This window comes from Bacillus sp. FSL R5-0560 (assembly GCF_037966305.1).
Classification (GTDB): Bacteria; Bacillota; Bacilli; order Bacillales; family Bacillaceae; genus Bacillus; species Bacillus mojavensis.
On sequence record NZ_CP150195.1, the window covers coordinates 1354288 to 1377306 of the forward strand.

The following is a 23019-nucleotide window of genomic DNA, read 5'->3' on the forward strand; positions in this document are numbered from 1 at the left end:
ACGGTGCATTACATAACTGCATGTTTAAAAATCATCAGTGATAAGGACCTTAATGAAATAATGAAGGAATTTAAAAAACTTGAGGAAGAAACAAACAAAGAAGAAGGGTGTATCAAATTTCATGCTTATCCGCTTGAACCATCAGAACGTAAAATAATGCTTTGGGAGATTTGGGAAAACGAAGAAGCTGTTAAAGCCCATTTCACGCAAAAACACACAAAAGACGTTCAAAAACAAGAATTAACGGAAGTTGAATGGTTAATGAAAAGTAATGTGAATGATTAAAAAGCTCCTTATAAAGAGCCATTCAATGACTAAGAACACAGCCACTTGTAAATTATTGACGGATTTATGTCCAACTCTGCCAACAATCATCATTTTCATTCAGAAATCATCAGATGTATAATTCAATATGCCTTTAAATAAAAGGACAAACTTGATTTTTCGGCTTAGAAATTCATTATTCCTGTCTCGTTTTAGGGTCAAAATTATTGAAAAGTTCAGCGGTGGTTAATTTCAACCTGGATATGTACATAAAATCTCAAATTTCTAAGAAAAGCTCCCACAGAATAGGGAGCTTTTCTATTTTTACATCACTTGCCATAAAGTGTATTAATTATATAAAACTTTTATAGGTGTTAAGAGATTTAGTGATGTTTTTTATACGATTTGACATAATCATAATAATGATCATCGTCATCAAAATACTTTTTATCGTAATGATAATCGTGATCATCATCATAATACTTCTTGTCATGATCAAAATCATAATACTTTTTGTCGCAATCATAATGCTTTTTATCGTGGTCGTAATACTTCTTGTAATAAGTTTTTTTCCAAGTGTAATACTCTTCTTTATATTTTTTATAATAACCCAATGTAAACCCTCCTATTGTTTTGATCAAAATTAATATATGAAGTTTATATTATATGGTATGGTCAAATTCACTGATATTTTATTAATAGGGCTGTTTAAAATCAGTTAGGTGAAAGAATTCGATCACAGTGAATAGACGAACTATTGTATGCCGAAAGTTATGAAGACGAACATCTTTTAGGCCGTACTTCTTTTTAATGTTAGCTCACTTTACGGTAGGGCTTGTATAGTAGTAAGGCTTTCCTTAACCACTGTTGATTTTTATTCTCAGGATACTACTGCTTCAACTAATAGGATGCGGCTTTAGGATATATGTCCAACACGATTACAGGCCGGGCATGAGAGCGAACCCTACTTTGATCGGGGGAATCATTTCATTCACGCTGCTGCTTACTTAAGAGATATTGAAATTATATAGAGAAGAGGGAAGACAAATGAACGGATTTTTAGAAATATGAACATGCTTTAGATTGAACCAGATCCGTTTCAATTCACAAAAAGCTCCTAATCCAGAGAGAGTAGTCAGGGGGGGGGTGCTCTCCAGCTGCTTAATAGGTCAAGCGGAAGGATATCGTTTATAGCACTTAAGATATCTTTTATGTATGGGTTTCTTCTGTTCAGACATAATGGATTTTGATTTTGTGTAAGCGTTAGCAGCTTGTGTTCTAAAGAGGATTTTTCGATGTATGCACAGATAAGCTGGCGTCCTCTAAAGAACATGAAATGTTTATTAAAAAAGCAATTTTTATAGCATTTAAATCAATCGAATTGTCAGCAACACTCGCATAATCTTTATAAAATGGGTTGATGTTATTGGCACCTTTGCCGGAAAACTCACTGTCATCTAAATCTGCTCCGGCATTGAAGGCTTCTTGAGATTGACCATCTGGCTTCTTCTTCTCTTGAATTCTCTTGATCAGCTCTCAGCTTCAGATAGCAATGTTTTAGCTTTAAAGACTTTCATGATCATATTCTTACCTTTTTGAGTCCTGTGGCACGAAAAAGTTCATTTGATAACGATGAAGTGTTTCAATTGTTTAAAGGCATCTTATTATTTCCACCATTTAAATCTCAGTTCCTACACATATCTTTAAATTATATCCCTCTCCCAATAAAGTTAGCAGATACTGGCTTTAAGTTGAATTCTCTTGCCCAAACAGATAGTTGTCCAATGTGATGAATTTCGTGAGCAACTATATGATGTAATATCTCACTCCTTTTGAACATTTCTTTCATCCATGGAATTGAAACAAGTTCATCTTCTAAATTGTCTAAGTCTTTGTCAACAAACTCCTTAATTTCAGTACGCAGAGTAACTGAAAGGGATTTAAGTTTTTGAATGGTATTGTAGTCACTAAAATTCACTTCAATGTCTTTCTTGCCTTGAATGGCACGAATCCAACTATATTCCACGTCAATGATATGAAAGAGGGTATATAAAATACTTTCAACTCCTCCAATGCGGTTTTTTAATAATTCCTCAGTAGTTAAGTGATTGCACCATTCAAACCATTCATCTCTTACCTGCCAGTTATACTCAAAAAATTTAATCATTGTAAACACTCCAATATAATATTTGTTCCTCTGATAAAAATTAGCGTTTTATGCCTAAACTCCTTTTCTGCCGCTAATATATCATCCTCATCCTCTATTAAAATGCGTTCCCGCCGATTTTTGTTTGGTCTGCTTATATAGCGACATGTACAAAGGATGGGAGGGAAATGAAATCAAAAAGTAAGATATACGTTCAATACTGGGAGGAATAGAAGGGCAAAAAACATTGCTCATGCTCTGATTATGCTAGTACTCAACATACATTGAGCACTGAAACGTACAATTCAAGAAAAAAATAAGGATAGGCAAACAGCTCAAGAATAATCCAACTTTACAAAATCAAACATCAACGTACTGGTACATATAAAAACAGAAAAAGAATGAGCATCCCGATTTCAATATCATCTGGATGCTTAATGTGTGCAATGTGTTGTTTTATCTTTTCGCAATGAGATAAAGTGATATGGCTCTTTGGGTTTGAAGAGGATTATGAATCGTAATCACCCACTGGTTTCTTCTCCTTGGATAGCTGCCTATTGCATACAATGGAGCATAATCACGTGGAGTAAACCCGCCATTAATGACCTTTATCTCTCTTCCTTCAAGATAACAAACAAGGTATTCACCAGGATCTATGACCTGTTGGTTAGTCCATGCGTAAGAATAAAAGCCGTCACCAAGATCCTCGGTGGAAGATGGCGGTATAAAGCCATCTACATTCAATGTGATTTCTCTTCTTCGCTGTCTTTCTGAAAAGTCTTGATTTCTTTGCGTGTGATGAGCAGGTGGTAAGTGAGGAATTAACGCAGGAACATAATAGTAATGATACAAAGTAACCACTCCTTCGTTTACATTCATACAAAGTGTATGTTGGCATATTTCGTTAATTCCTGTTTTGTTTCACGTTGACTAAGAATGGAACTAAAGGAGTGAGGATCATGAACTTGTCTATTTTTTTTTAACGCCTGCCTTCATTTTTTGTATAGCAAGCTATTTGATAATGAGATCTTTTTGCCATTGACTAGTTTTATAGACCTCCTATTTTTCATTGTTTTTATGATATAATGGATATGTTTTGCAGTAAACTATAGTATTGGTAACGGAGGAAATGATATGAAGTGGTATTGGGATGGCTTAAAGAACTATGTCAATTTTGAAGGCAGAGCTCGGCGAAAGGAATACTGGATGTTTCATCTTTTTAATGGCATCATTTGTGTTATTTTATTACTATTATCATTAATACTAGTTGGATTATTTACATCAGGCCCATTGGCTGCAGAAGGATATGCCAGTTCTCAAGTAGGATACGTAATTGGATATGGCGGGGGATTACTGGCATATATTCTGATCTTTCTTTATCAGTTAGCTGTTTTTCTTCCGTCGCTTGCTCTCAGTATCCGCAGATTGCATGATATCGGCAAAAGTGGCTGGTGGATATGTATAGGCTTTATTCCGGTAGTCGGTCCTATTATCATGCTTGTCTTTAACTGCCAAGATAGTGAAACAAAAGTTAATCAATATGGAGAAAATCCTAAGGATGCTATAAATGAATCGTAAATTGCGCCCCAATTGTTAGACAACGAGTTTAGCGATTGGGGTGTTTTTTTTAGCCTGAAAATCTCATAAGGAAACCTAATCTAAGACCTCAAGCTAGAGAGCAACTTCCTCAAAGATGAACCTAGCAGATCCGGACACCCTGAGGAGTGGAGTGAATCGGTTGCCCGTTTGGACGTGCTTCGCTCTATCGCCAAGTCCAACAACTACAATCTAAACGGACCGATTAATATCCATTCAACAGAATAAGGTGATTTTCGTTAGCAAATAAGTAGCGGGTGTAAAGAAACCGGCTGCACCCTTTCCGAATATACACGCTCTGGCTGATCCCCCCTAAATAAAGAGTGTTTCTCTACAGTAAATAGAAAGTTTCTGTCATATTAAAATGGATAACATCATCTTTGAACTTATTGTGTTGACTGAAAGTTAAATTATACTTTGGCAGATACAGAACGAGTTCTCATAACTAAGGGTCCTCTTAAGTTAAGGGGGATTTTTTTTATTGGTCAAAAGGTGTGAATGAATGCCTGCTCAATAGACAGAATAAGGGGGGAGCTGTATTCCAATGTTTTTAGAAAAGAGGTGAAATGATGACGAAAAAAGGGATTCAAAATTCAAGTATTGAACAAATGAGAAATGATCATGAGACTGAAACAGCATTCAAAGCAGATGATCCTAAAAAACATGGTACAGATTCAAAGAGGACAAAATAAGTTTTGTTTCACAAGATTTAGGCCAACTGTTTTTGGCCTGTCGTATTGATTGATAAGGAATGGGAGTGGATGATGTGACTCAAAAAAATGGAGCAGACAGACCTGATGATTATAAAAGATTTTCTGAAATCGACAAGGACTTTGATTTTAATCAAACCCTACATGGCAATCCTAAGTCGGAGACATTAGACAAGAACGAACAAACCAATAACAAAGAAGAAGCAAACGAAAATATGAATGTGGCAGGAAGATATTTTGAACCGTCAGATTACAAAGGAAGCACGCAATTGGAACAGGGTTTGGCAGAAACGCATGAACAAGTCAGTGATGACTATTTTGAGGGAACCATCGACCAAAACTTGGACTAATCATCAAGCGGAGCTGACTCGAATGAACTTGAGTTAGTTCCGTTTTTATTTTTCATCTGATCGACGGCTACTTCTGAGGCCTTTTTCAAAAGAGGTGTGGAAATAATGCATTCACGGTTTATGTGAACGGGCCTGACAGCTGCGGGCATTTGCGAAACGAAAAGGAAACCGAAGCCTGATAATCTTTTAAAAGAAGAGAACCCTTCTCATTACAAGAGTGTCTATAACAAGCAATTATATTTAATCTTTTTCAGGCTTCTTTGGATTTCTTAATTTTGAATAGAGAAAAAGGTTCATGCTGATGCATGAAACAAAACGTAAAGGATGCTATCAATCTCTTTTCTCTAAATGGAAAAATTGATAAAATTTATGCAGAAGAATGAAAAAACACGATTCGGTTGGTAGTCCGGATGCATTTTACATGTCAGTAACCTTCCCCTCCTCGGGATGTCCGTCATTCTTTCATCATTTAAAAGAGGGGGGAATCGTTATGAAATTAACGATTTACTACGATGGTCAGTTTTGGGTAGGCGTTATCGAGGTTGTGAAAAACGGAAAACTAAAGGCCTCTCGGCATTTGTTTGGCAATGAGCCGAAGGATTCTGAAGTATTCGATTTTGTTAATAGGCAGCTCTTAAAGACTCTGTCTCAGGCTGAGCAGGAAGGGGTTCGTGTAAAAGCCCAAGATCAGAAAAAGATAAATCCGAAAAGATTGCAACGTCAGGTTTCGAAGGAATTAAAACGTGCCGGAGCATCCTTAAAGGCACAGGAAGCCATGAAACAAGAGTTTGAAGCGAACAAGCAAAAGAAAAAACAAATAACCAAAGAACAAAGAGAGAAAATAAAAGAACAAAAGTATCTCCTCAGAAAGCAAAAAGCTAAAAAAAAGCATAGAGGAAAATAGCTTAAGAAAGCAGGCATAGAGCCTGCTTTCTTATATGTTTTTACACTTTAGCGTATCTCCAATGGATAAAGTCTTTTTCTTTAGCGTCCAGTTTAAACCCTAACTTCTCCAAAATATGTTGTGAACCAATATTGCCATGTTCACATCTAGCCGTAATACAGCTAACATTCTCTTGGCTTAATGCCCAGTTTATTAACTTTTGAGCAGCCTCAAAACAATAACCTTTACGGCGGTGACTTTTATTTGTTGCAAAGCCGATTTCAACCATGCCATCCGTATCAGGGTCGCCTAAAAATCCAATTCCTCCAACAATTTCATAATCATCCTTCTTTAAAATGATCCATGAATCGAATCCTTTTGTTCCTTTGTTTTTCATTAAAATCTCGCGGAAATAAGGAATTGCTTCAAAAAAATCGGAGTTTGGCCATTCCCCATTTGTTTTATAACCCAGGTCTATAATAGCCTGATGATCCCGTTTAGATGCAGCGTCTAGAAGGTTAACATCAATCGTTTTTAATAGTAACCGATCCGTTTCAAGGAGAACCATCTCTTTAGCCTCTCTTCTGCTTGATATCCATACTTGTGAATCCTTTTTTACGTTAATTTATCCCGAGAATGAATTGGCACTTCATAACATAATTTTTTCTCTCTTTAACGTATCCGTCATATGTGCCACACCAGAAAAATTCATTAACTAGGTACAGGAAAACGATTAAGAAATCAGTATGCCTTCAAAATGGTAAGAAAAACCGTCTGCATCTAAATATTAAATAGAAAAAATGGATGACACGGAGTAAAGGGGGAGCAGAGTTGGTGCTTGCTCTTTATTATTTATCATTCACAGGAATATGCATAAGTTTGGCGGTGAGAACAAAGCAGTAGCAGACTTTCCTAAGACATACACATACTTTGATGCTCACCAATCGTCTTCAGCAGGCTGCGCATCGAATTTGTCATGTAAGCGTCTTTGTGACGAATAAAGATGGTTGAGATCATGCTATATTTCTCAGGCAGCGGGTGACAATAAACCTTACCTGCGGCTGAAAGATGTGTAATGGCAGATTCGGGTACGACTGTGATTCCAAGACCAAGTGCAACACTGTTTAAAATGGTCTCTAGAATGTTAAATTCCAAAATTCTTTTTGGAAGCAAACCTTCATCTTTGAGCCAATGTTCTAGCCTAGAACGATATCCGCATCCTTGATTAGACACAAGGATCGGCGTCGTCATAAAATCCTCTATTTGAAACGTTTTATTTGCTGTTACTAGAGTAAGTTTTTCAGTATTGACATCATATTGTTCGAGTATGGAGTGCTTAATTGGCCCTGATATAAAAGCCCCGTCTAATTCGTGGTTAGTTACCTTCTCAATCAGTTCCTCTGTTAAGCCAGCCTGCAATGATAAATCAACGTTAGGATACTTTTTATAATAGGAGGCTAAGATGGTCGGCAGTATCCTCACTGTTTCCACTGTCCCGATTTTTAATATTCCCGACGGTATATCACTATCAAGAAAGACTTGTTTTAGCTCTTCAACATCTATCAAGATTTTGTTTACGTATTCAAGCATTTTTCGGCCCTCGGGATTTAATGTTACCCCTTTTTTATGCCGATTGAAAAGAGGTGTTTTGAGTTCGTTTTCTAATTGCTTAATACGTGCTGTTACATTGGATTGTACATAGCTTAATTCCTTTGCAGCGCTGGTAATACTTTTGTGATGGGCAACGCTTTGGAAAATTTGTAAGTCTCGCAACTCCATTCGGTATCCCTCCTTCATTTAAAATATCATTATAAATGATGTTTTTCATCATTTTTATTCATTTTACATGATGTCATTCCTCTTTTTATAATTCTCATTGTCAATACAAGAAAAGGAGGAAATGACAATGAAAAACGGCCAATTATTCATTGGTGTCCTCACATGTTTAATAGCAAGTATGTCGTGGGGCGCAATGTTTCCAGTTGCGGATCATGCATTAGCATTTGTTGATCCATTTTATTTTTCATCTATTCGATACGGTGTGGCAGCAGTTATCTTAGTGATTTTATTATTGGTGAGGGAGGGGAAGAAATCATTTCGTTTAGAGGGTAAAGCAAAATTGCTCATTTTTTTTGGTGTGATGGCGTTTACTGTATACAATGTTTTTATTTTTTGGGGCCAAAGATTGATGGGGAAGTCTGGAATCATGACTGCGTCTATTGCAGAGGCACTGATGCCAATCATTTCTATTTTTATCCTTTGGGGGTATAAACATGTGAAACCGAAAAAATATAAGATTCTATCTATTATGATTGCTTTTTTTGGAGCCGCATTTGTTATTACCAAAGGTGATATGAGTTTCTTTTATACATTGAGAGATAATCTGTTTTCGCTAACCTTTATTTTAATGGGTGTTGTGGGATGGGTCATTTATACAATGGGAGGACAGATGTTTCAAGAATGGTCTACACTGCGCTATTCAACATTGACATGTTTATTTGGTACAGCTATAACGGGTATTCTAACAGCTGCGCTCACCGCTCAAGGATACGTGTCCATACCAAGTATAAAAGTGATTGCTGAAATTAAGTATGACTTATTATTTATGATTACTTTACCAGGTATCGTAGCTCTCCTTAGCTGGAACTATGGTGTTAAAATTTTATCACCCATTAACGGGATTTTATTTATTAACTTTGTTCCCATTACTACATTGTTGATCATGATGATACAAGGATCTAAAATCACCATTTTTGATGTAGCAGGAACACTGCTTGTCATGACAGCACTTATTCTAAATAACATTTTTCAGCGTAGGGAAGATAAAAATGATAAGCAATCTTTAGAAAATAAACAAACACAGTTGACTATTTCTTAAACGTTGGAGGATGCTATATGTTTGAAGGTTTATTGTTTTTTATTTCGGCTGGAATTGTCTGCGAACTAGCAGCAATTAATCGAAATGGCCGCAAAAATATAAAACAACAGGAGGAGTTCAATCAACTTTTAAAAGAACTTCTTAATAAAGACACCAGATAATCCGGTATATGACAAGTTGTAGATACATCATCTCCTTGAAACATTCAAGGAGATCTTTTTTTAAAAAAAGCTTTGACATTCACGTTACGTTAAAGTGTACGGTTACTGTATAAGGAGGGAGAAGAAATGGAATATACCGTTCAGAAGTTAGCCAAATTAGCGGGAGTCAGCACAAGAACGCTTAGGTATTATGATGAGATTAACCTTTTACAGCCAGCACGGATTAATTCATCTGGATACCGAATTTATGGGGAAAAAGAAGTCAACCAATTACAGCACATTTTATTTTATCGAGAGTTAGGCTTCCAATTAGAGGAGATAAAAAAATTAATCTTTTCCCCATCTTTTGATCGTCAGAAAGCATTAAAGGATCATCATTCAGAGCTTTTAGAAGAAAGAGCCCGGATTGATAGCCTTATCCAAAATGTAGAGAAAACAATTCATGCAGAGGAGAGAAATGAAAAGATGAGAGATAAAGAGAAATTTACCGGATTTAAAAAAGAGCTTGTGGAAGAAAACGAGAGGAAATACGGAGCGGAAATACGCCAAAAGTACGGCAAAGAAGTGGTAGAAGAAGCTAACCAAAAAGTGTTGAATATGACAAAGGAGCAATATGAAGAGCTGACCGCTACAGAGAAAGAAATGTTCGAAAAACTTCAAAAAGCATTTGAAGAAGGAGATCCAAAAAGTGAAGATGCATTGAAAGCGGCGGAATTGCACAAAAAATGGCTTCTTTATCATTGGAGCGACTACAGCAAAGAAGCGCATGTAGGTCTAGGGGAGATGTATGTATCAGATGAGCGCTTTAAACGATATTACGATCAACATGGTGAGGGATTAGCTGAATTTCTAAGACAGGTGATCTATGTATATACGGGGAAAGTAAATGATTAAGCGTGCAACTGATGCATGGACGTTATCAGGCGAAAACGATTGCGAAGTTTGAAGCACGATTGAAATAAACAAGAGTATTCCTTGGTAATGATGGGGAATCCTCTTGTTTACTTTCTTCAAAAAGTTTGAAATGTAAGGTAGCGTAGGACCTGTAAAATGTAAAAAGCTTACTAATTGTAAGCTTTTTTAAATGTGTCTTTATAAATGTATGTAAGAATACTTAGCCATAAAGACTAAGCATCCTCGACATCTCTTTCAAATATTATTTCAAAATAAGCAGCTGCTCCATACCCGTCTATACTAGGGGCGAAAATCTGAATAAACTTCCATCCTCTTTGAGCATAATCACGGATGATTTGTTGGTAGTCTTCTTTGGGCCTTCTTCTCATGGTACTAAGTTCGACTCTAACGAATTCATACTCTTTCATCATGTGATACCTCCTCTAAGGTTATACGAAAGAGCGAGAGAAAAGTTTCCGAAAGATGGGAAAACAAAAGATGAACATACCGAAAATAACTAACGGTTCAAGAACATTCGAGTTCTGATCATATTCACACAGTTCTGATTGACCAGTACCTAATCGTGAGATGCTGATTTTCAAAAAAAGCCAATGGTCGGAAGCAAGAACGCAGAGCGAGGTACGCCTTGTCCTATCATCTAGATGAACCGGCGATTTAGAAAAAGGGGGAGAGGATCATAACGGTGCTCCTTTTATGATATTTCAATGGGGCATGTGGAAATGACATATTCTTTACCGAGCCGTGTGGCAATCGCGGATCAGCAAAACAAGTGATAATAACACATATAAAAACGAACAGATCATCAGTATACTCATGAGTGGATAGTGTTTCGCAGAGTATATGAAAAAGTCCAGCTGTGAAATTTGTTTGGGGCTGGTGATGGTGTCAATGCCGTTAAGGAGCTTTGTAAATTTGGCTGTGTAATTCCAATCGAATTGATCTGAAACAAGCTCGCTTCCTTGATACCAATTGACAGCGGCTAAAAACAGAAAAGCCATAAATGAAAATCCAAGCTGAACAACTAAAACAATCCCTTTCATCGTATGCCTCCAAATCAATGAACATGAGAAAAGCAAATCATATATTACCATAATGTAGGCAGTTAAACAATTTTTTCTTTATTTCCGGATTGGGACTGGTAATGGAAAAGATCTTAGTCTGGTATAGTTTCATATCTTAGAATGGATAGACATTATGTATCTCATTGGAATTTTAGTTCTGCCTGGGCGGGTGCTTTTTTACTCTTTCGTCTTTTGTCGCTCTCAGCTATGTGTTATTTTGGATATTGGTGATCATATCCAGAAAGTGATGGTGTCCATGAACAAAGAAATCATAAAATACATACTTACTATTTTTTCAATATGTGCAGCCCTCCAGGAAACCGATGATATGAGTATTGCCCATAGCTGGATTTTGATGGAAATCATACGATTTTTGATTTGCACGGCTGTGTTTTTTATCATGACATTTCTATTAGAGACTATTTTTCCAAACAACAAAGAGTCACATTAATGTGTGGCTCTTTTTGCATAAAATCATCTGATTAAAAACATTACAAATGAATCAACCATCATGACAAAAAACAGCAAGCAAAAATAAATGAGCGAGTAGACAAACATATCCTTTGCCCATTTTACGTCATCGTCTGTTTTGAATCCATGGACGCCTTTTTTGATCCATATACCTCCAAGAACCAAGGCAGTTAAAAAATAAAATGGGCTGATATGGCCGGTGCCGAGAGAAAAAGGAAATAATAGCGTAACCGGCACCAGGACTGCAATATATTGAATCATTTTTACTTTCGTTACATGATTTCCTTTTACAACAGGCAAGAGCGGGACACCAGCCGCTCGATATTCCTCTTTGCGTCTTATCCCAATGGCCCAAAAATGCGGGGGCTGCCACAGAAACATAATGGCATATAACATAACGGCGGTTACACTAATTTCTCCTGTGATGGCACAATAACCCATTAGCGGCGGAGCAGCTCCCGGAAAGCTTCCGACAAATGTGCTCCATACCGAGGCCCGTTTCACCCATACTGTATAGATGATGGCATAAAAAATAAAGGCGGCCAGTCCGAGAATTGCAGGTAAAGGATTGAGGGAATACAGCATGGCAAGACCTGCTATTCCTAAAACAGAGCCATACGTTAAGATTAAAGCCGGCGGCATTTTTCCTGTGACTGAGGCCCTGCTGCGGGTGCGCTCCATTTTTGCGTCCATATGCCGATCAAAATAGTTGTTGTAGACAGTGCCGGAAGCCATGACAAACGCGGTCCCAAGCATTGCCGTCACCATTGTCATGAAAAAAGCGAGTCCCGTTAATGGTTTTTCTGAGCTCACAAATGCGATCCAAAATCCGCCGAAGGCTGCTATTGAGTTTGATATGATAATGCCGGGTTTTGCAAGCTTTATAAAATCGTAAACGGATACCCGGTTCGAGGCTTTTATGTATTTTGTTTCAGAAATCGGAGCAGAAACTCTTGAATTCTCCAAAAATAGACGCCTCCCCCAAAACTGCATGCTTTTGTTATCGTACCAAGAGGCCAGCCAGATCACAATTATTTCCTGTATTTGTCATGATATTGTCAATATTTATACAAAAAAAGGGGAGCTGGACTGCCCCCATTTTCGGTACATAAACCTGCTATCTGTTGTATCCTCCATATCCGCCGCCGTATCCGTACCAAGGGTAGTAAGGAGGGCGCGGGTAGTAGTAAGGCGGACGTGGATAAAACGGATAAAACGGTCTTGGGTAATAATAAGGCGGATAAAAGGGCGGTCTAGGGCGCGGACGCGGGTAGTAATATGGCTGTCTTTCATCAAAAGGGGAAACTTGCTCATACTGGTCGTAATTCACAGGAAATTCCAAGAGGGTTACCTCCCTAGCATTTTTTATTCTGTTTACCTTATTCCTGATATGAGAAATAGGTGTATGTCCATTGACCAGATTGTTTTTTTAATGAGTAAATCCTTAGAAAGGGATTGACAAGAACTTCTAAATCTCCTAATATTACAAATGTGAAATAAATGTTACTTTAATGTTACAAAAACATTTCTCATTGGGAAGAAAAAGCATAAAGAACATTATCTGAATCTATTGATGGAATATAAATCGAAGTGATTACGAAAGAAGGAATTTGTTTTGTTGGGGAAAAGAATCAAATGGTTTCAATTATTGCTAGCAGTAGTTTGTGTGGCAGGGGTCATAGGCTTTTGCCATAATACATCAAAAAAAGAAACGGTCATGAATCAAGTGAAAACCGATTCTCAGTATGGAGATGTAGAGATCGCAACGCTTGTGAATGACGGGAAAACATTTAATTACGCGGTCAACTATCCTGTTTTTAAAAATAAAAAAATGGATGCGGCATTAAAGCGTTTCGCAGAGAAAGAGGTTCGGCAATTTCAAAAGGAAACGAAAGATGCTGACCAGGAGCATACAAAAAAGCGCAATGAACTCAACATCGATTACGAAATCGTTCATTACGCCAAGCAGACAGCGGCAGTGGTCTTTACTGAATATAAATACATAGGCGGCGCTCATGGACAAACCGTGAAAAGAACGTTTAACTTTGATTTTAGTAAGGAAGCCTTTCTTTCTATTGATGATATTTTTAAAAAGGAATCGGATTATTTACAAAAGCTTTCTCTGATCGCTTATCATGAGCTTAAAAAGAATAAGGACATTGCAGCGGACGACGAACTGTTAAAAGAGGGAACTGCACCGGCAAAAGACAATTTCAGCCGTTTTGCCGTCAAGGAAGATTATATCGAGTTTTATTTTGATACATATCAAGTCGCTGCGGGCTATCTGGGAGAGCAGTCGATTGCGATTAAGAAACATCTTTTAAAAGATATATTGAAAGAACAATATATTGATAAAGCGAAAAACAAAAATAAAATCAAAGAACAAAAACCGAAGCACGAAGTCATTTCATTACCCAAAGAAGAAACAATTGATCCGAATAAAAAAGTCATTGCGCTTACTTTCGACGACGGCCCGAATCCTGCGACAACAAATCAGATTTTGGACTCCTTGAAGAAATATGAGGGACATGCAACGTTTTTTGTGCTGGGCAGCAGGGTTCAATATTATCCGGAAACGTTAAAAAGAATGCTGAAAGAAGGGAATGAAGTGGGGAACCACTCATGGAGCCATCCGCTTCTCACAAGGCTTTCAGTGAAAGAGGCATTAAAGCAGATCAATGACACGCAGGACATAATTGAAAAAATAAGCGGGTATCGTCCGGCGCTTGTGCGGCCTCCATATGGGGGCATTAATGATGAACTGCGAAGCAAGCTGAAAATGGATGTCGCGTTATGGGACATTGATCCGGAAGATTGGAAAGATCGAAATAAAAACACAATTGTCAACCGAGTCATGAGCCACGCGGCTGACGGTAAGACGATTTTAGTACACGATATTTACGGCACCTCTGCTGATGCGGCCGATGAAATTATTAAAAGACTGACCGATCAAGGCTACCAATTGGTGACGGTCACTCAGCTTGAAGAGGTAAAAAAACAAAGGGAAGCGAAATAATTGTGGAAAGGCTGTCGCGGGAAATGCCCGTTGGACAGCCTTTTTTCTTTTTAATAAGAGCCTGTGGTTGCCCATACATTCAGGTTGGGGCCTGAATATTTACCGAAAGCGTAGGAGGTTCTCGGGTCTAAGTCATAAACCATAGGCGTATAACAAGATTTTTGGCCTGCCACTGCTTTGCCATTGCCGCCTGCAGAGTCACAGTTATATCTCTTTTTATCTGTGTTCCGGGTAATTTCCGCATTTGCTTCATAGCCTGTTGTCAAGGTGTTGTTCATCGTGATTTTTGCCCATGCCGTTTTGCACGTACTGCTGAACTTGAGCTCGACGACTCCGATGACTTGATTGTTTGCGTTCACTAGGTTAGAAGATTTTTTTGTGGTGGCACTGGACGCACAATCATTGTAATAAGGGCTTTTTCCATCGTAGGCATGCGTTTCCGCATGAGCGGGTGCTCCCTTGACGGCAAAAATAAATACGAATGCGAACAACGCCAAAGACACCTTTTTAACCATTCTTTTCATTTTTTCCTGACCTCCTTAAAATGACAAACAATTAATCATACGGAGGAAAGAGCAAAACATGCATGCTTTTTTGTGAAAAACAAAGACGGCCGGGAGATGGTGTTTCTTTGCCGCCTTTAGCGTGAAGCTAAGCTTTTAGGTCAATTTTTTGTCCAAGCGTCGGATGCTGAATCAGCTTAAGGGTTTGATCCGCATTTTGCTGGGCAGTGTCCAGCATCTTTTTCGTTAAAGCGATATCAACATTTTGGGCCAGATTTGCTTGATGCATGGCAACTGATAATGCAGGAATATCCATTGCTACACCTCCTATGCCTTTCCTATCGGCGGCCCGCTTTGATTTTATAGGGCAGAAAGGCTTAATTTTTTCTGTTGACCCTTACGCTGCGGCATACCGTATATTTTTCGTAAGGAGGGATTAGGATGAATATCGTAATAGAACAGACCTTTCAGCAATATGAAAAGCTGTTTTCCATGGAAGAACACGAAAGAGAGGACGAGTTTCGGTATACGATGATGGGACCGTTTGAAAGAATGTGGCGCGCCATACAGGTTCCGCTAAAAGCGAAGACACCGAATGGATATGATGTGATGATGGCGGTAAAGATGCTTGGTTATTTGGATGTGTGTGATGCTGAAACCGGACAGAAAGCATTGAGAAAACTGCAGCAATTGCATATTGCCGAGACTGCTGCATCTGCGCTGCAGCAGTGTATACATTTTGCCGAGCGTGAAAAGCTGCGAGTAAATGCGGAAGAAATGAGGTTCGGGCTTTACATTGCTGATCCAAACAAGCTGAAGCTGCAAAAAGGGTATTGCGGGTTTGGGGGAATTCCAGGCTTTATTCACGTTTGGATGTATCCGAACAGCTATAACCTTCTGAGGATTTCATCGATTATTGCCCATGAATTTCATCATAATCTGCGGTTTTCGTATTTTGATTTTCACCGAGGTTCTGTGTCAGTCGGGGATTATCTTGTCATTGAAGGGCTGGCTGAGTCATTTGCGCGGGAGCTCTTTGGCGAAGAACAATTAGGCCCTTGGGTTACTCGCTTTGATCGGGACGATTTGCAATATTCCATTGAAGTTATAAAAGAGGCGCTTGATGTAAAAGGCTTTTCAGAGGTGAGCCGTTACATGTTTGGAGATCAAATAGCGAAAGCGCAAGGCTTTGAGCCGGCGGGATTATCTGCTTTTGCCGGATATGCGGTTGGATATCACGCTGTTCAGTCTTTTATGAATAAACACCGGGTCGATATAAAGGAGGCCACGCTCTTGGATACAGAGACGATTCTGTCTCAGTGTGGGCTGTTCTCGCTATAAGAAAAAGCGTCACGTCAGCGGCGCTTTTTGATGTTTTGATGGATCAGCTCTATGAGTGTGCAGGTGACAATTCCTATCGTATAAGCTATGATATCGCTCCATAAAAATCCGTACCCCAGCACGAGGCCGCCGAGCGAAGTGTCCCTGATCCGGTCGATCCACTCAGCATGGTACAGCTGGCTGCATTCGATAATAACGCAAAATGAAAGGCTGATAATGCCTGTCGTGATGGTTTTCATCGTTTGAAACAGAAAGCCGCAGCCCGTAAAAATCATTGCGGCCCACAGCGCATCTCCGAGATAGGCATTGACGCTAGCCGGAAGAAAACTGGAGAATGCTCTTGACCCCAGTCCCAATCCAATGATGAATATTGTAAAGGCCGCATATATGAACCGGTTCCTTCTCATTAATGATTGATACCTCTTCTCGCATTTTTCCTCCCATGTATTGTAAGGAATCCATCCTCACTTTGTCCATAAAAAAAGCGGTTGAACAGCCGCAGGTACTTTATCTTGCTCTTAGATTGACATGGTTGGCTGTCTGGTCTTCTCCAATGACGAAATGAAGCTCATAGCGGCCTGTATCATAGATATAGTCGATTTCATCCGTGAATGGGACAGTTAAAATTCGATCGGCGGGGCCAATTTGATCGCTCAGTACATCCGGTGTAACCCCTCCAAGATTCAGATGGCGTTCTACTCCGGTTCCGAAGTAACGGATTTCTGAAATGGTCATGTCTTTGTTATAGGAAAAGCCGTAACCGGGATTTCCCATATTCCAGCTGTATAAATCAAACATATTGTTTCCTCCAGCCGGTCTTTCCGGTTCTCCCATCTTGGCATGGACATCCCCTTTTGTGCTTTTGTTCATCGTAAGGCCTTGTACCTGCTGCGGCATTTCACCTGTAAAAGCGGTGTTATAAAGACTTTTTACAAGCTCAGCGGATGATGAGGTTGTTTCTTCAGCAGGCGGATTTGCCTGAGCGGCAGCTTTCGCCGGAATTGCCGTCCCAAAGCCAAAAACAGTACATGACAGTGCTGCCGCCGCTGTTAATGCGGAAATGGTTTTCTTCATGGTTCTCCCTCCCTTTTTGTCTATCATGTCGTTTCCCGGTGTTCGTGCATTAAAACATTCCTATGCGCTCTGTATGTTTTAATCAGCACATGTAAGGGAACTGAAATGGGTAATTCGGTATATAAACGCAAGAAAGGGGAATGGAGATGGCGGACACAAAAAAAGTAACAATTAACGGCGTTGAGCTAGAGACAGCCGGAGACCAGACGGTGCTGCAGCTTTTGAATAACAGTTCAATCGAAGTGCCGCAAGTATGCTATCATCCGAGCCTTGGGCCGATTGAAACATGTGATACGTGTATCGTCAGCATCAATGGTGAGCTGAAGAGATCGTGCTCTGCTGAAATGAAGGATGGCGATGTCATTGATACGGTTTCGTCTGATGTGAAAAAAGCACAGGTCATCGGGATGGATAAAATCTTATATAATCATGAGCTTTACTGTACAGTTTGTGATTACAACAATGGAGGATGCGAAATACATAATACGGTGAAGGAAATGAAAATCAATCACCAAAGCATCCCGTTTGATCATAAGCCTTATCATAAGGATGAATCCCATCCGTTTTACCGGTATGATCCTGATCAATGTATTTTGTGCGGCCGCTGTGTCGAAGCATGCCAAGATGTACAGGTGACAGAAACACTGACGATTGACTGGGAGCGGGAACGCCCGCGTGTCATTTGGGATCATGACGTGCCGATTAACGAGTCGTCATGTGTGTCGTGCGGCCATTGCTCAACCGTATGTCCGTGCAACGCGATGATGGAAAAAGGAATGGAAGGGGAAGCAGGATATTTAACAGGCATCAATAACAAGTCACTGCGCCCGATGATTGAGATCACGAAAGGCGTAGAGACAGGTTACGGCTCGATTCTCGCCATTTCTGACATGGAATCTGCCATGCGTGATGAACGAATCAAAAAAACCAAAACCGTCTGCACCTATTGCGGTGTCGGCTGCAGTTTTGATGTTTGGACAAAGGGCAGAGATATTCTGAAAGTGGAGCCGCAGGAGGAGGCGCCCGCCAATGGCATTTCCACTTGTGTAAAAGGCAAGTTCGGCTGGGATTTTGTAAACAGCGAGGAGCGTCTGACAAAACCGCTCATCCGCGAAGGCGACCATTTCCGGGAAGCAGAGTGGGAGGAAGCTTTAACACTGATCGCCGGCAAGTTCACTGAATTGAAAGAAGAATGTGGCCCTGACTCACTTGCTTTTATCACGTCGTCTAAATGTACGAATGAAGAATCCTACCTGATGCAAAAGCTGGCCAGAGGGGTTATCGGCACAAATAATGTGGATAACTGCTCGCGCTATTGCCAGTCTCCGGCTACTGCCGGACTGTTCCGGACAGTCGGATATGGCGGTGACTCAGGATCGATTACAGATATCGCCCAGGCAGATCTAGTTTTGATTATCGGTTCGAACACGTCAGAGTCGCACCCGGTATTGTCTACCCGCATTAAACGGGCTCACAAGCTGAGAGGGCAGAAGGTCATCGTGGCCGATATCAGAAAACACGAAATGGCTGAGCGTTCTGATCTATTTGTCCAGCCGCGTGCCGGATCAGATATCGTCTGGCTGAATGCCATCGCCAAATATCTGATTGAAAGCGGCAAGGCCGATGAACGCTTTTTGCAGGAAAGGGTCAACGGTCGGGATGAATACGTGAAAAGCCTTGCGCCGTACACACTTGAATATGCAGAGGAGAAAACCGGAATTGATAGACAAACCCTGATCCAAATGGCTGAAATGATTCATGAGGCTGACAGTGTGTGCGCGTTGTGGGCCATGGGTGTGACCCAGCACATTGGAGGCAGCGATACAAGCACTGCGATTTCAAATTTGCTGCTTGTCACAGGTAACTACGGAAAACCGGGTGCGGGTTCTTATCCATTACGCGGCCATAACAACGTCCAGGGGGCAAGTGACTTCGGAAGCATGCCTGACAGCCTGCCGGGCTATGAAAAAGTGAAGGATGAACAAGTCCGCAAGAAATACGAACAAGCCTGGGGTGTGCAGCTGCCGAAGGAGCCGGGCATGACCAACCATGAAATGATTGAAAAAATCCATTCCGGACAGCTGAAAGCGATGTATGTAAAAGGGGAGGAAATGGGTCTTGTCGACTCAAATATCAATCATGTGCACGCCGCATATGAAAAGCTTGATTTCTTTGTTGTGCAGGACATTTTCCTATCTCGGACGGCAGAATTTGCAGATGTTGTTCTTCCCGCGAGCCCGAGCCTTGAAAAAGAAGGAACCTTTACAAATACTGAACGCCGTATTCAGCGTTTATACCAGGTATTTGAACCTCTGGGTGAATCAAAGCCGGACTGGCAGATTATTATGGAGATAGCGAATAAGCTTGGGGCCAATTGGAATTATGAGCATCCTTCCGACATAATGGAAGAAGCTGCAATGCTGTCACCAATTTATGCAGGAGTAACCTATGAACGTCTTGAGGGCTACAATTCCCTGCAATGGCCTGTTCGTGCTGATGGGAAGGATTCGCCTTTACTCTTTACAGAGCGTTTTCCTTTCCCGGACGGCAAAGCGATTCTTTATCCGGTTCAATGGACTGAGCCCGAGGAGTTCGGTGAAGAATATGATATCCATGTAAATAACGGCAGGCTCTTGGAGCATTTCCACGAAGGAAACCTGACGTATAAATCAAAAGGCATTTCTGAAAAAACGCCGCATGTATTCTTAGAAATTTCTCCAGAGCTTGCGGCAGAACGGGGGATTCAGGACGGGACCCTTGTCAGACTCACATCGCCTTTTGGAAATGTGAAGGTGAAATGTCTGATCACCGATCGTGTCAAAGGGAAGGAAGTGTATCTGCCAATGAACGATTCTGGGGAAGCGGCGATTAACCTGTTAACAGGCAGCCACGCGGACAAGGATACCGACACGCCTGCTTACAAAGAAACATCAGCGAAGATGGAAATCTTGAAGCAGGATGGAATCAATCCGCTGCCTAAAATCAATCACCGCAACGGAAACCCGCAGCCGCAAATTGGTGTGCAGGTTCATAAGAAATGGGCGCGGAAGGATTACATTTTCCCTGGCGACGCAGTGAAAAGGGGGCTTGGGCACAATGGCTAAAGCGATTAAACGCATTCAGAAAGTACAGGTGACCGAAGAAGATCAGCGCAAACGTGATTTAGAAGAAATCGAAGATGCCTTAGTCGACAACAAAGAAGCCATTCTGGAGACGCTGCAAATGCTTGGGCACATGAACGATCGGGGCGTACTGCCCTTGCTCCGCGGTCTTTTTGGCCAAGGTGATAAAGTCCTTGACATCCTAGTGAAAAAGGCAGATACAGAGGAAACGGCCAATATGCTTAAAAACCTGCTTCTCCTGTTTGGAACGCTTGGCATGCTGGATGTCAAACAGCTGGAGCCGCTCATTTTGAAAGTGAATGCCGGTGTGGCGAACGCGGTAGAACAGAAGAACAGTGAAGAGAAAACAGGTTATTTTGATATCATCCGGTCGCTTAAAGACCCGGAAATCAACAAAGCGGTTACGCTGCTGTTCTCCTTTTTAAAAGGAATGGGACAAGATACAAAGGAGCTGGAACGCACAACTCAGCCTCCGGAGCATCAAAAACATCATCAGGAACCCCGAGAGAAAAGGGGAATGGATAAGCGAGATTGACCACCCACCCGAGCCGGCTGCTGCCAGCTCGGGTTTTTTGATGAAAAGGTCTAATGGACTAGTAAAAAGTATTCATATTCTAGGAATAAGTAAGTTTGTAACGAATGAAATAGAAAAAATTGATGCTTTCTTATCTGTTAAGAAAAGGAAAAATCTGATTATAATAGAAAACGATTACTTTAGATGGGGGAACAATCATGAAAAAAGTCTTATTGTTATTATCTGTCTTGACGATCGGGTTTGCACTTTCTGCGTGCAGCCAATCAAGCGATGCGTCTGAAAAGGAAAAGCCGAAAGAAAAAAAATCGCAAGAAGAGCTTGAAAAGGAACTTGATAAGGAACTGAAAAAAGGCGGTGAGCCGAAGATTAAAAAAGATGATCAAATACATAAAATAGGAGAAACGTTTAAAGCGGGACATACGAATTTTACAGTGAATAAAGTTGATAGAGTGCAAAAAGGTGAATATTCGAAATTTGGAGGAGCTGTAGGCTCGAAGCCAAAAACAATAAAAGATGATGAGGAACGGCTCATTATAGAAGTTACGATAGAAAACATAGGGAAAGATTCAGTGCAATACAATTTTCTCGGGTTAGACTTAAAAGACAAGAAAAATCAATCAGTCCAGCCGGTTTTTTCAATAGAAGAGAAGGGCAGGATCCTGATGACAGGAACACTGACACCAGGGAAAAAGGTTACAGGTGTACTCAGTTATGTCATCCCTAAAGGAGAACAGAAACATTACACACTGGTATATAATCCGTTTTTAGCTGATACAAATAGCAGTAATACTGAAGAGAGAGTAAAGGACGATATTGATTATTTGGTGAAATTAGATTAGAACTTGATTTAAAGCTGCACGTTTTTCATTAGTGAAACGTGCATTTTTTATAGAGAAAAATAACTTGAAAGGACGAGTGATAAACGTGCAAACCAAGTGGCTTGAACGGGCCCAGCGGATTCAGGCGATCGCACAGTCGGGGCTTGCTTTTTCCAAGGATGTGTATGACAGGGAAAGGTACGAAGAGCTGATGAAGCTCAGCTCAGAGATGATGGCGGATTACTCGAAGAAGGACATTGAAGTCATCACTGATTTATGGAAAGGCGAGAAAGGCTATCCGACACCGAAGGCGGATGTTCGCGGCGCGGTATTTCGAGAGAATTGCATATTGCTTGTCCGGGAGAAGCATGACGAGCTGTGGTCACTTCCGGGCGGGTTTTGCGAAATTGGTTTATCGCCCGCTGAAAATGTGATCAAGGAAATCAAAGAAGAGTCGGGGTACGATACAGTGCCTTCTCGATTACTGGCCGTGCTGGACAGCCATAAGCATCCTCACCCCCCTCAGCCTTATCATTACTATAAGATCTTCATTGAATGCAGCATAACGGGCGGGCAGCAGAAAACCGGGATTGAGACGAACCATGCCGCTTTTTCCGGAAGACAGGCTCCCGCCGCTTTCTCCGAAACGAAACACTCAGTCACAGCTCAGCATGCTTTTTGACTTTCAGCGTCATCCGGATAAGAAAATCGTATTTGATTAAACAAAAAAGAGCCGGAGGCTCTTTTTTGTTTTACAAGACAATATGTTTTTGGCTGGCAAGCTTCAGAAGGGTTAGTACCGAATCAGCTTGTTTATGGCCGAGCCTTTGTTTTAGTTTGCTTTCTTCAACTAAACGGCTTCCATATATGTCGACAGAGGCTTTGTCAACGACAGTATGCCAGTTTTCCTGTTTTGATCCCTCAACGAGCGGCTTTGAATGTCTCTCAGAAAAAGAGAACACAAACAATACAAATGCAAGTGAAAGTACGATGCCGACAACGAGTTTCTTGCGGTTGATCTGTGCTGTCATTTGTTCTCTCCTTCACCATTTTACTTTCTATTTAATCATATCTTTCGCTTGGATTACATAATGGAAAAGTCATCTTTTAAAGTAGTGCTTATGTTGCGAATGAGGATGGCGTGTGAGATTTTCATAAGCTATTGATTGCGGTTC

Annotated in this window: 27 protein-coding genes and 3 pseudogenes; 15 read left to right on the forward strand and 15 right to left on the reverse strand. The window is 40.5% G+C overall.

The genetic code is table 11. From position 1 onward, the window contains the following. Nucleotides 1–3 precede the first annotated feature (3 nt). Nucleotides 4–285, forward strand: coding sequence for a putative quinol monooxygenase (locus tag NST56_RS06965; RefSeq protein WP_268451259.1), 282 nt, complete (start codon nucleotides 4–6; stop codon nucleotides 283–285). A 362-nt stretch (nucleotides 286–647) separates the two neighbouring features. Here NST56_RS06965 and NST56_RS06970 read toward each other — a convergent pair whose 3' ends face one another. From NST56_RS06970 to NST56_RS06985, 4 genes and pseudogenes are all read right to left on the reverse strand, one after another. Then, complete coding sequence (locus tag NST56_RS06970; RefSeq protein WP_339180968.1) at nucleotides 648–878, reverse strand: spore coat protein C; 231 nt, start codon at nucleotides 876–878, stop codon at nucleotides 648–650. 542 nt (nucleotides 879–1420) lie between these two features. Next, nucleotides 1421–1841 (reverse strand): annotated as a pseudogene (locus NST56_RS06975) (T7SS effector LXG polymorphic toxin); the annotation flags it as partial. A gap of 131 nt (nucleotides 1842–1972) precedes the next feature. After that, the gene (locus NST56_RS06980) at nucleotides 1973–2431 is read right to left on the reverse strand and encodes a DinB family protein (RefSeq protein ID WP_339180970.1); all 459 of its coding nucleotides are present in this window, start codon (nucleotides 2429–2431) and stop codon (nucleotides 1973–1975) included. 435 nt (nucleotides 2432–2866) lie between these two features. Continuing rightward, complete coding sequence (locus NST56_RS06985; protein ID WP_010333833.1) at nucleotides 2867–3262, reverse strand: hypothetical protein; 396 nt, start codon at nucleotides 3260–3262, stop codon at nucleotides 2867–2869. 282 nt (nucleotides 3263–3544) lie between these two features. Here NST56_RS06985 and NST56_RS06990 point away from each other — a divergent pair, with 282 nt between their 5' ends. From NST56_RS06990 to NST56_RS07010, 5 genes and pseudogenes are all read left to right on the forward strand, one after another. Further along, nucleotides 3545–3988 (forward strand): DUF805 domain-containing protein, encoded by a 444-nt coding sequence (locus tag NST56_RS06990; RefSeq protein ID WP_268505376.1) that lies wholly within the window; start codon nucleotides 3545–3547, stop codon nucleotides 3986–3988. Between the two features lie 141 nt (nucleotides 3989–4129). Then, nucleotides 4130–4234 (forward strand): annotated as a pseudogene (locus NST56_RS06995) (chitosanase); the annotation flags it as partial. Nucleotides 4235–4575: 341 nt separating this feature from the next. Next, nucleotides 4576–4698, forward strand: a complete 123-nt coding sequence (locus NST56_RS07000) for a biofilm-forming protein (RefSeq protein WP_168747461.1) — start codon at nucleotides 4576–4578, stop codon at nucleotides 4696–4698. Nucleotides 4699–4772: 74 nt separating this feature from the next. Next, nucleotides 4773–5066, forward strand: a complete 294-nt coding sequence (locus tag NST56_RS07005) for a YozQ family protein (RefSeq protein WP_268505380.1) — start codon at nucleotides 4773–4775, stop codon at nucleotides 5064–5066. 421 nt (nucleotides 5067–5487) lie between these two features. Further along, a complete protein-coding gene (locus NST56_RS07010) occupies nucleotides 5488–5970 on the forward strand; it encodes a YjdF family protein (RefSeq protein ID WP_229147878.1) in 483 nt (160 codons plus the stop codon). 40 nt (nucleotides 5971–6010) lie between these two features. On the opposite strand, the gene NST56_RS07015 is transcribed toward NST56_RS07010, so the two are convergent. Both NST56_RS07015 and NST56_RS07020 read right to left on the reverse strand, forming a co-directional pair. Further along, nucleotides 6011–6517 (reverse strand): GNAT family protein, encoded by a 507-nt coding sequence (locus tag NST56_RS07015; protein WP_268505383.1) that lies wholly within the window; start codon nucleotides 6515–6517, stop codon nucleotides 6011–6013. Between the two features lie 344 nt (nucleotides 6518–6861). Then, on the reverse strand, nucleotides 6862–7728 hold the full coding sequence (locus tag NST56_RS07020; protein ID WP_268446480.1) for a LysR family transcriptional regulator: 867 nt from the start codon (nucleotides 7726–7728) through the stop codon (nucleotides 6862–6864). A 127-nt stretch (nucleotides 7729–7855) separates the two neighbouring features. Here NST56_RS07020 and NST56_RS07025 point away from each other — a divergent pair, with 127 nt between their 5' ends. The 3 genes from NST56_RS07025 (at nucleotide 7856) to NST56_RS07035 (ending at nucleotide 9882) form a co-directional block, all read left to right on the forward strand. Continuing rightward, nucleotides 7856–8827 carry a DMT family transporter gene (locus NST56_RS07025; protein WP_268446479.1) on the forward strand — a complete coding sequence of 324 codons (972 nt, stop codon included), beginning with the start codon at nucleotides 7856–7858 and terminating at the stop codon, nucleotides 8825–8827. Between the two features lie 17 nt (nucleotides 8828–8844). After that, nucleotides 8845–8988 carry a YrzO family protein gene (locus tag NST56_RS07030; RefSeq protein ID WP_010333841.1) on the forward strand — a complete coding sequence of 48 codons (144 nt, stop codon included), beginning with the start codon at nucleotides 8845–8847 and terminating at the stop codon, nucleotides 8986–8988. A 126-nt stretch (nucleotides 8989–9114) separates the two neighbouring features. Further along, nucleotides 9115–9882: a MerR family transcriptional regulator gene (locus NST56_RS07035; protein WP_326226897.1), complete on the forward strand. Its 768-nt coding sequence runs from the start codon at nucleotides 9115–9117 to the stop codon at nucleotides 9880–9882. A gap of 233 nt (nucleotides 9883–10115) precedes the next feature. Here the strand turns inward: NST56_RS07035 and NST56_RS07040 are convergent, their stop codons facing one another. From NST56_RS07040 to NST56_RS07055, 4 genes are all read right to left on the reverse strand, one after another. Further along, nucleotides 10116–10310, reverse strand: a complete 195-nt coding sequence (locus tag NST56_RS07040; RefSeq protein ID WP_326226898.1) for a DUF4177 domain-containing protein — start codon at nucleotides 10308–10310, stop codon at nucleotides 10116–10118. 324 nt (nucleotides 10311–10634) lie between these two features. After that, the gene (locus NST56_RS07045; protein ID WP_010333844.1) at nucleotides 10635–10943 is read right to left on the reverse strand and encodes a YjdJ family protein; all 309 of its coding nucleotides are present in this window, start codon (nucleotides 10941–10943) and stop codon (nucleotides 10635–10637) included. 495 nt (nucleotides 10944–11438) lie between these two features. Beyond that, nucleotides 11439–12428 (reverse strand): heme o synthase, encoded by a 990-nt coding sequence (gene cyoE / locus NST56_RS07050; RefSeq protein WP_339182112.1) that lies wholly within the window; start codon nucleotides 12426–12428, stop codon nucleotides 11439–11441. 124 nt (nucleotides 12429–12552) lie between these two features. Beyond that, nucleotides 12553–12777, reverse strand: coding sequence for a spore coat protein (locus tag NST56_RS07055; RefSeq protein WP_168747466.1), 225 nt, complete (start codon nucleotides 12775–12777; stop codon nucleotides 12553–12555). A gap of 273 nt (nucleotides 12778–13050) precedes the next feature. On the opposite strand from NST56_RS07055, the gene NST56_RS07060 reads away from it, so the two are divergent. Next, a complete protein-coding gene (locus NST56_RS07060; RefSeq protein WP_168747467.1) occupies nucleotides 13051–14451 on the forward strand; it encodes a polysaccharide deacetylase family protein in 1401 nt (466 codons plus the stop codon). Between the two features lie 50 nt (nucleotides 14452–14501). Here NST56_RS07060 and NST56_RS07065 read toward each other — a convergent pair whose 3' ends face one another. Together NST56_RS07065 and NST56_RS07070 are read right to left on the reverse strand one after the other, a co-directional pair. Next, nucleotides 14502–14975 carry a YjfA family protein gene (locus NST56_RS07065; RefSeq protein WP_168747468.1) on the reverse strand — a complete coding sequence of 158 codons (474 nt, stop codon included), beginning with the start codon at nucleotides 14973–14975 and terminating at the stop codon, nucleotides 14502–14504. A gap of 127 nt (nucleotides 14976–15102) precedes the next feature. Further along, a complete protein-coding gene (locus NST56_RS07070) occupies nucleotides 15103–15270 on the reverse strand; it encodes a YjfB family protein (protein WP_010333849.1) in 168 nt (55 codons plus the stop codon). A gap of 125 nt (nucleotides 15271–15395) precedes the next feature. Between NST56_RS07070 and NST56_RS07075 the strand changes: the two genes are divergently transcribed. Beyond that, nucleotides 15396–16295, forward strand: coding sequence for a DUF2268 domain-containing protein (locus NST56_RS07075; RefSeq protein WP_268505392.1), 900 nt, complete (start codon nucleotides 15396–15398; stop codon nucleotides 16293–16295). 14 nt (nucleotides 16296–16309) lie between these two features. On the opposite strand, the gene NST56_RS07080 is transcribed toward NST56_RS07075, so the two are convergent. Continuing rightward, complete coding sequence (locus NST56_RS07080; RefSeq protein ID WP_339180984.1) at nucleotides 16310–16702, reverse strand: DUF2809 domain-containing protein; 393 nt, start codon at nucleotides 16700–16702, stop codon at nucleotides 16310–16312. A gap of 100 nt (nucleotides 16703–16802) precedes the next feature. Further along, nucleotides 16803–17369 (reverse strand): YjgB family protein, encoded by a 567-nt coding sequence (locus NST56_RS07085; protein ID WP_010333852.1) that lies wholly within the window; start codon nucleotides 17367–17369, stop codon nucleotides 16803–16805. A gap of 146 nt (nucleotides 17370–17515) precedes the next feature. Here NST56_RS07085 and fdhF point away from each other — a divergent pair, with 146 nt between their 5' ends. From fdhF to NST56_RS07105, 4 genes and pseudogenes are all read left to right on the forward strand, one after another. Continuing rightward, nucleotides 17516–20473: a formate dehydrogenase subunit alpha gene (fdhF, locus tag NST56_RS07090; protein ID WP_339180987.1), complete on the forward strand. Its 2958-nt coding sequence runs from the start codon at nucleotides 17516–17518 to the stop codon at nucleotides 20471–20473. Next, nucleotides 20466–21026, forward strand: a complete 561-nt coding sequence (locus NST56_RS07095; protein ID WP_059292983.1) for a DUF1641 domain-containing protein — start codon at nucleotides 20466–20468, stop codon at nucleotides 21024–21026. Before fdhF ends, NST56_RS07095 begins: the two co-directional genes overlap by 8 nt. A 197-nt stretch (nucleotides 21027–21223) precedes the next feature. Next, nucleotides 21224–21865, forward strand: coding sequence for a DUF4352 domain-containing protein (locus NST56_RS07100; RefSeq protein WP_339180990.1), 642 nt, complete (start codon nucleotides 21224–21226; stop codon nucleotides 21863–21865). 76 nt (nucleotides 21866–21941) lie between these two features. Then, a pseudogene (locus NST56_RS07105) lies at nucleotides 21942–22566 on the forward strand (NUDIX hydrolase). A 30-nt stretch (nucleotides 22567–22596) separates the two neighbouring features. Here the strand turns inward: NST56_RS07105 and NST56_RS07110 are convergent. After that, entirely contained in the window at nucleotides 22597–22875 is a 279-nt protein-coding gene (locus NST56_RS07110; protein WP_010333857.1) for a hypothetical protein, read from the reverse strand. Between the last annotated feature and the right edge of the window lie 144 nt (nucleotides 22876–23019).

Excerpts from the sequence above, each read along its gene's own strand:
- NST56_RS07000 (WP_168747461.1), top strand. The coding sequence starts at position 4,576 with ATGACGAAAAAAGGGATTCAAAATTCAAGTATTGAACAAATGAGAAAT.
- NST56_RS07040 (WP_326226898.1), bottom strand. The coding sequence starts at position 10,310 with ATGAAAGAGTATGAATTCGTTAGAGTCGAACTTAGTACCATGAGAAGA.
- NST56_RS06990 (WP_268505376.1), top strand. The coding sequence starts at position 3,545 with ATGAAGTGGTATTGGGATGGCTTAAAGAACTATGTCAATTTTGAAGGC.
- NST56_RS07020 (WP_268446480.1), bottom strand. The coding sequence starts at position 7,728 with ATGGAGTTGCGAGACTTACAAATTTTCCAAAGCGTTGCCCATCACAAA.
- NST56_RS07075 (WP_268505392.1), top strand. The coding sequence starts at position 15,396 with ATGAATATCGTAATAGAACAGACCTTTCAGCAATATGAAAAGCTGTTT.
- NST56_RS07045 (WP_010333844.1), bottom strand. The coding sequence starts at position 10,943 with ATGAAAGGGATTGTTTTAGTTGTTCAGCTTGGATTTTCATTTATGGCT.
- cyoE (WP_339182112.1), bottom strand. The coding sequence starts at position 12,428 with ATGCAGTTTTGGGGGAGGCGTCTATTTTTGGAGAATTCAAGAGTTTCT.
- fdhF (WP_339180987.1), top strand. The coding sequence starts at position 17,516 with ATGGCGGACACAAAAAAAGTAACAATTAACGGCGTTGAGCTAGAGACA.
- NST56_RS07110 (WP_010333857.1), bottom strand. The coding sequence starts at position 22,875 with ATGACAGCACAGATCAACCGCAAGAAACTCGTTGTCGGCATCGTACTT.
- NST56_RS06980 (WP_339180970.1), bottom strand. The coding sequence starts at position 2,431 with ATGATTAAATTTTTTGAGTATAACTGGCAGGTAAGAGATGAATGGTTT.
- NST56_RS07070 (WP_010333849.1), bottom strand. The coding sequence starts at position 15,270 with ATGGATATTCCTGCATTATCAGTTGCCATGCATCAAGCAAATCTGGCC.
- NST56_RS07030 (WP_010333841.1), top strand. The coding sequence starts at position 8,845 with ATGTTTGAAGGTTTATTGTTTTTTATTTCGGCTGGAATTGTCTGCGAA.
- NST56_RS07025 (WP_268446479.1), top strand. The coding sequence starts at position 7,856 with ATGAAAAACGGCCAATTATTCATTGGTGTCCTCACATGTTTAATAGCA.
- NST56_RS07010 (WP_229147878.1), top strand. The coding sequence starts at position 5,488 with ATGTCAGTAACCTTCCCCTCCTCGGGATGTCCGTCATTCTTTCATCAT.
- NST56_RS07035 (WP_326226897.1), top strand. The coding sequence starts at position 9,115 with ATGGAATATACCGTTCAGAAGTTAGCCAAATTAGCGGGAGTCAGCACA.
- NST56_RS07080 (WP_339180984.1), bottom strand. The coding sequence starts at position 16,702 with ATGAGAAGGAACCGGTTCATATATGCGGCCTTTACAATATTCATCATT.
- NST56_RS07015 (WP_268505383.1), bottom strand. The coding sequence starts at position 6,517 with ATGGTTCTCCTTGAAACGGATCGGTTACTATTAAAAACGATTGATGTT.
- NST56_RS07085 (WP_010333852.1), bottom strand. The coding sequence starts at position 17,369 with ATGAAGAAAACCATTTCCGCATTAACAGCGGCGGCAGCACTGTCATGT.
- NST56_RS07100 (WP_339180990.1), top strand. The coding sequence starts at position 21,224 with ATGAAAAAAGTCTTATTGTTATTATCTGTCTTGACGATCGGGTTTGCA.
- NST56_RS07065 (WP_168747468.1), bottom strand. The coding sequence starts at position 14,975 with ATGAAAAGAATGGTTAAAAAGGTGTCTTTGGCGTTGTTCGCATTCGTA.
- NST56_RS07095 (WP_059292983.1), top strand. The coding sequence starts at position 20,466 with ATGGCTAAAGCGATTAAACGCATTCAGAAAGTACAGGTGACCGAAGAA.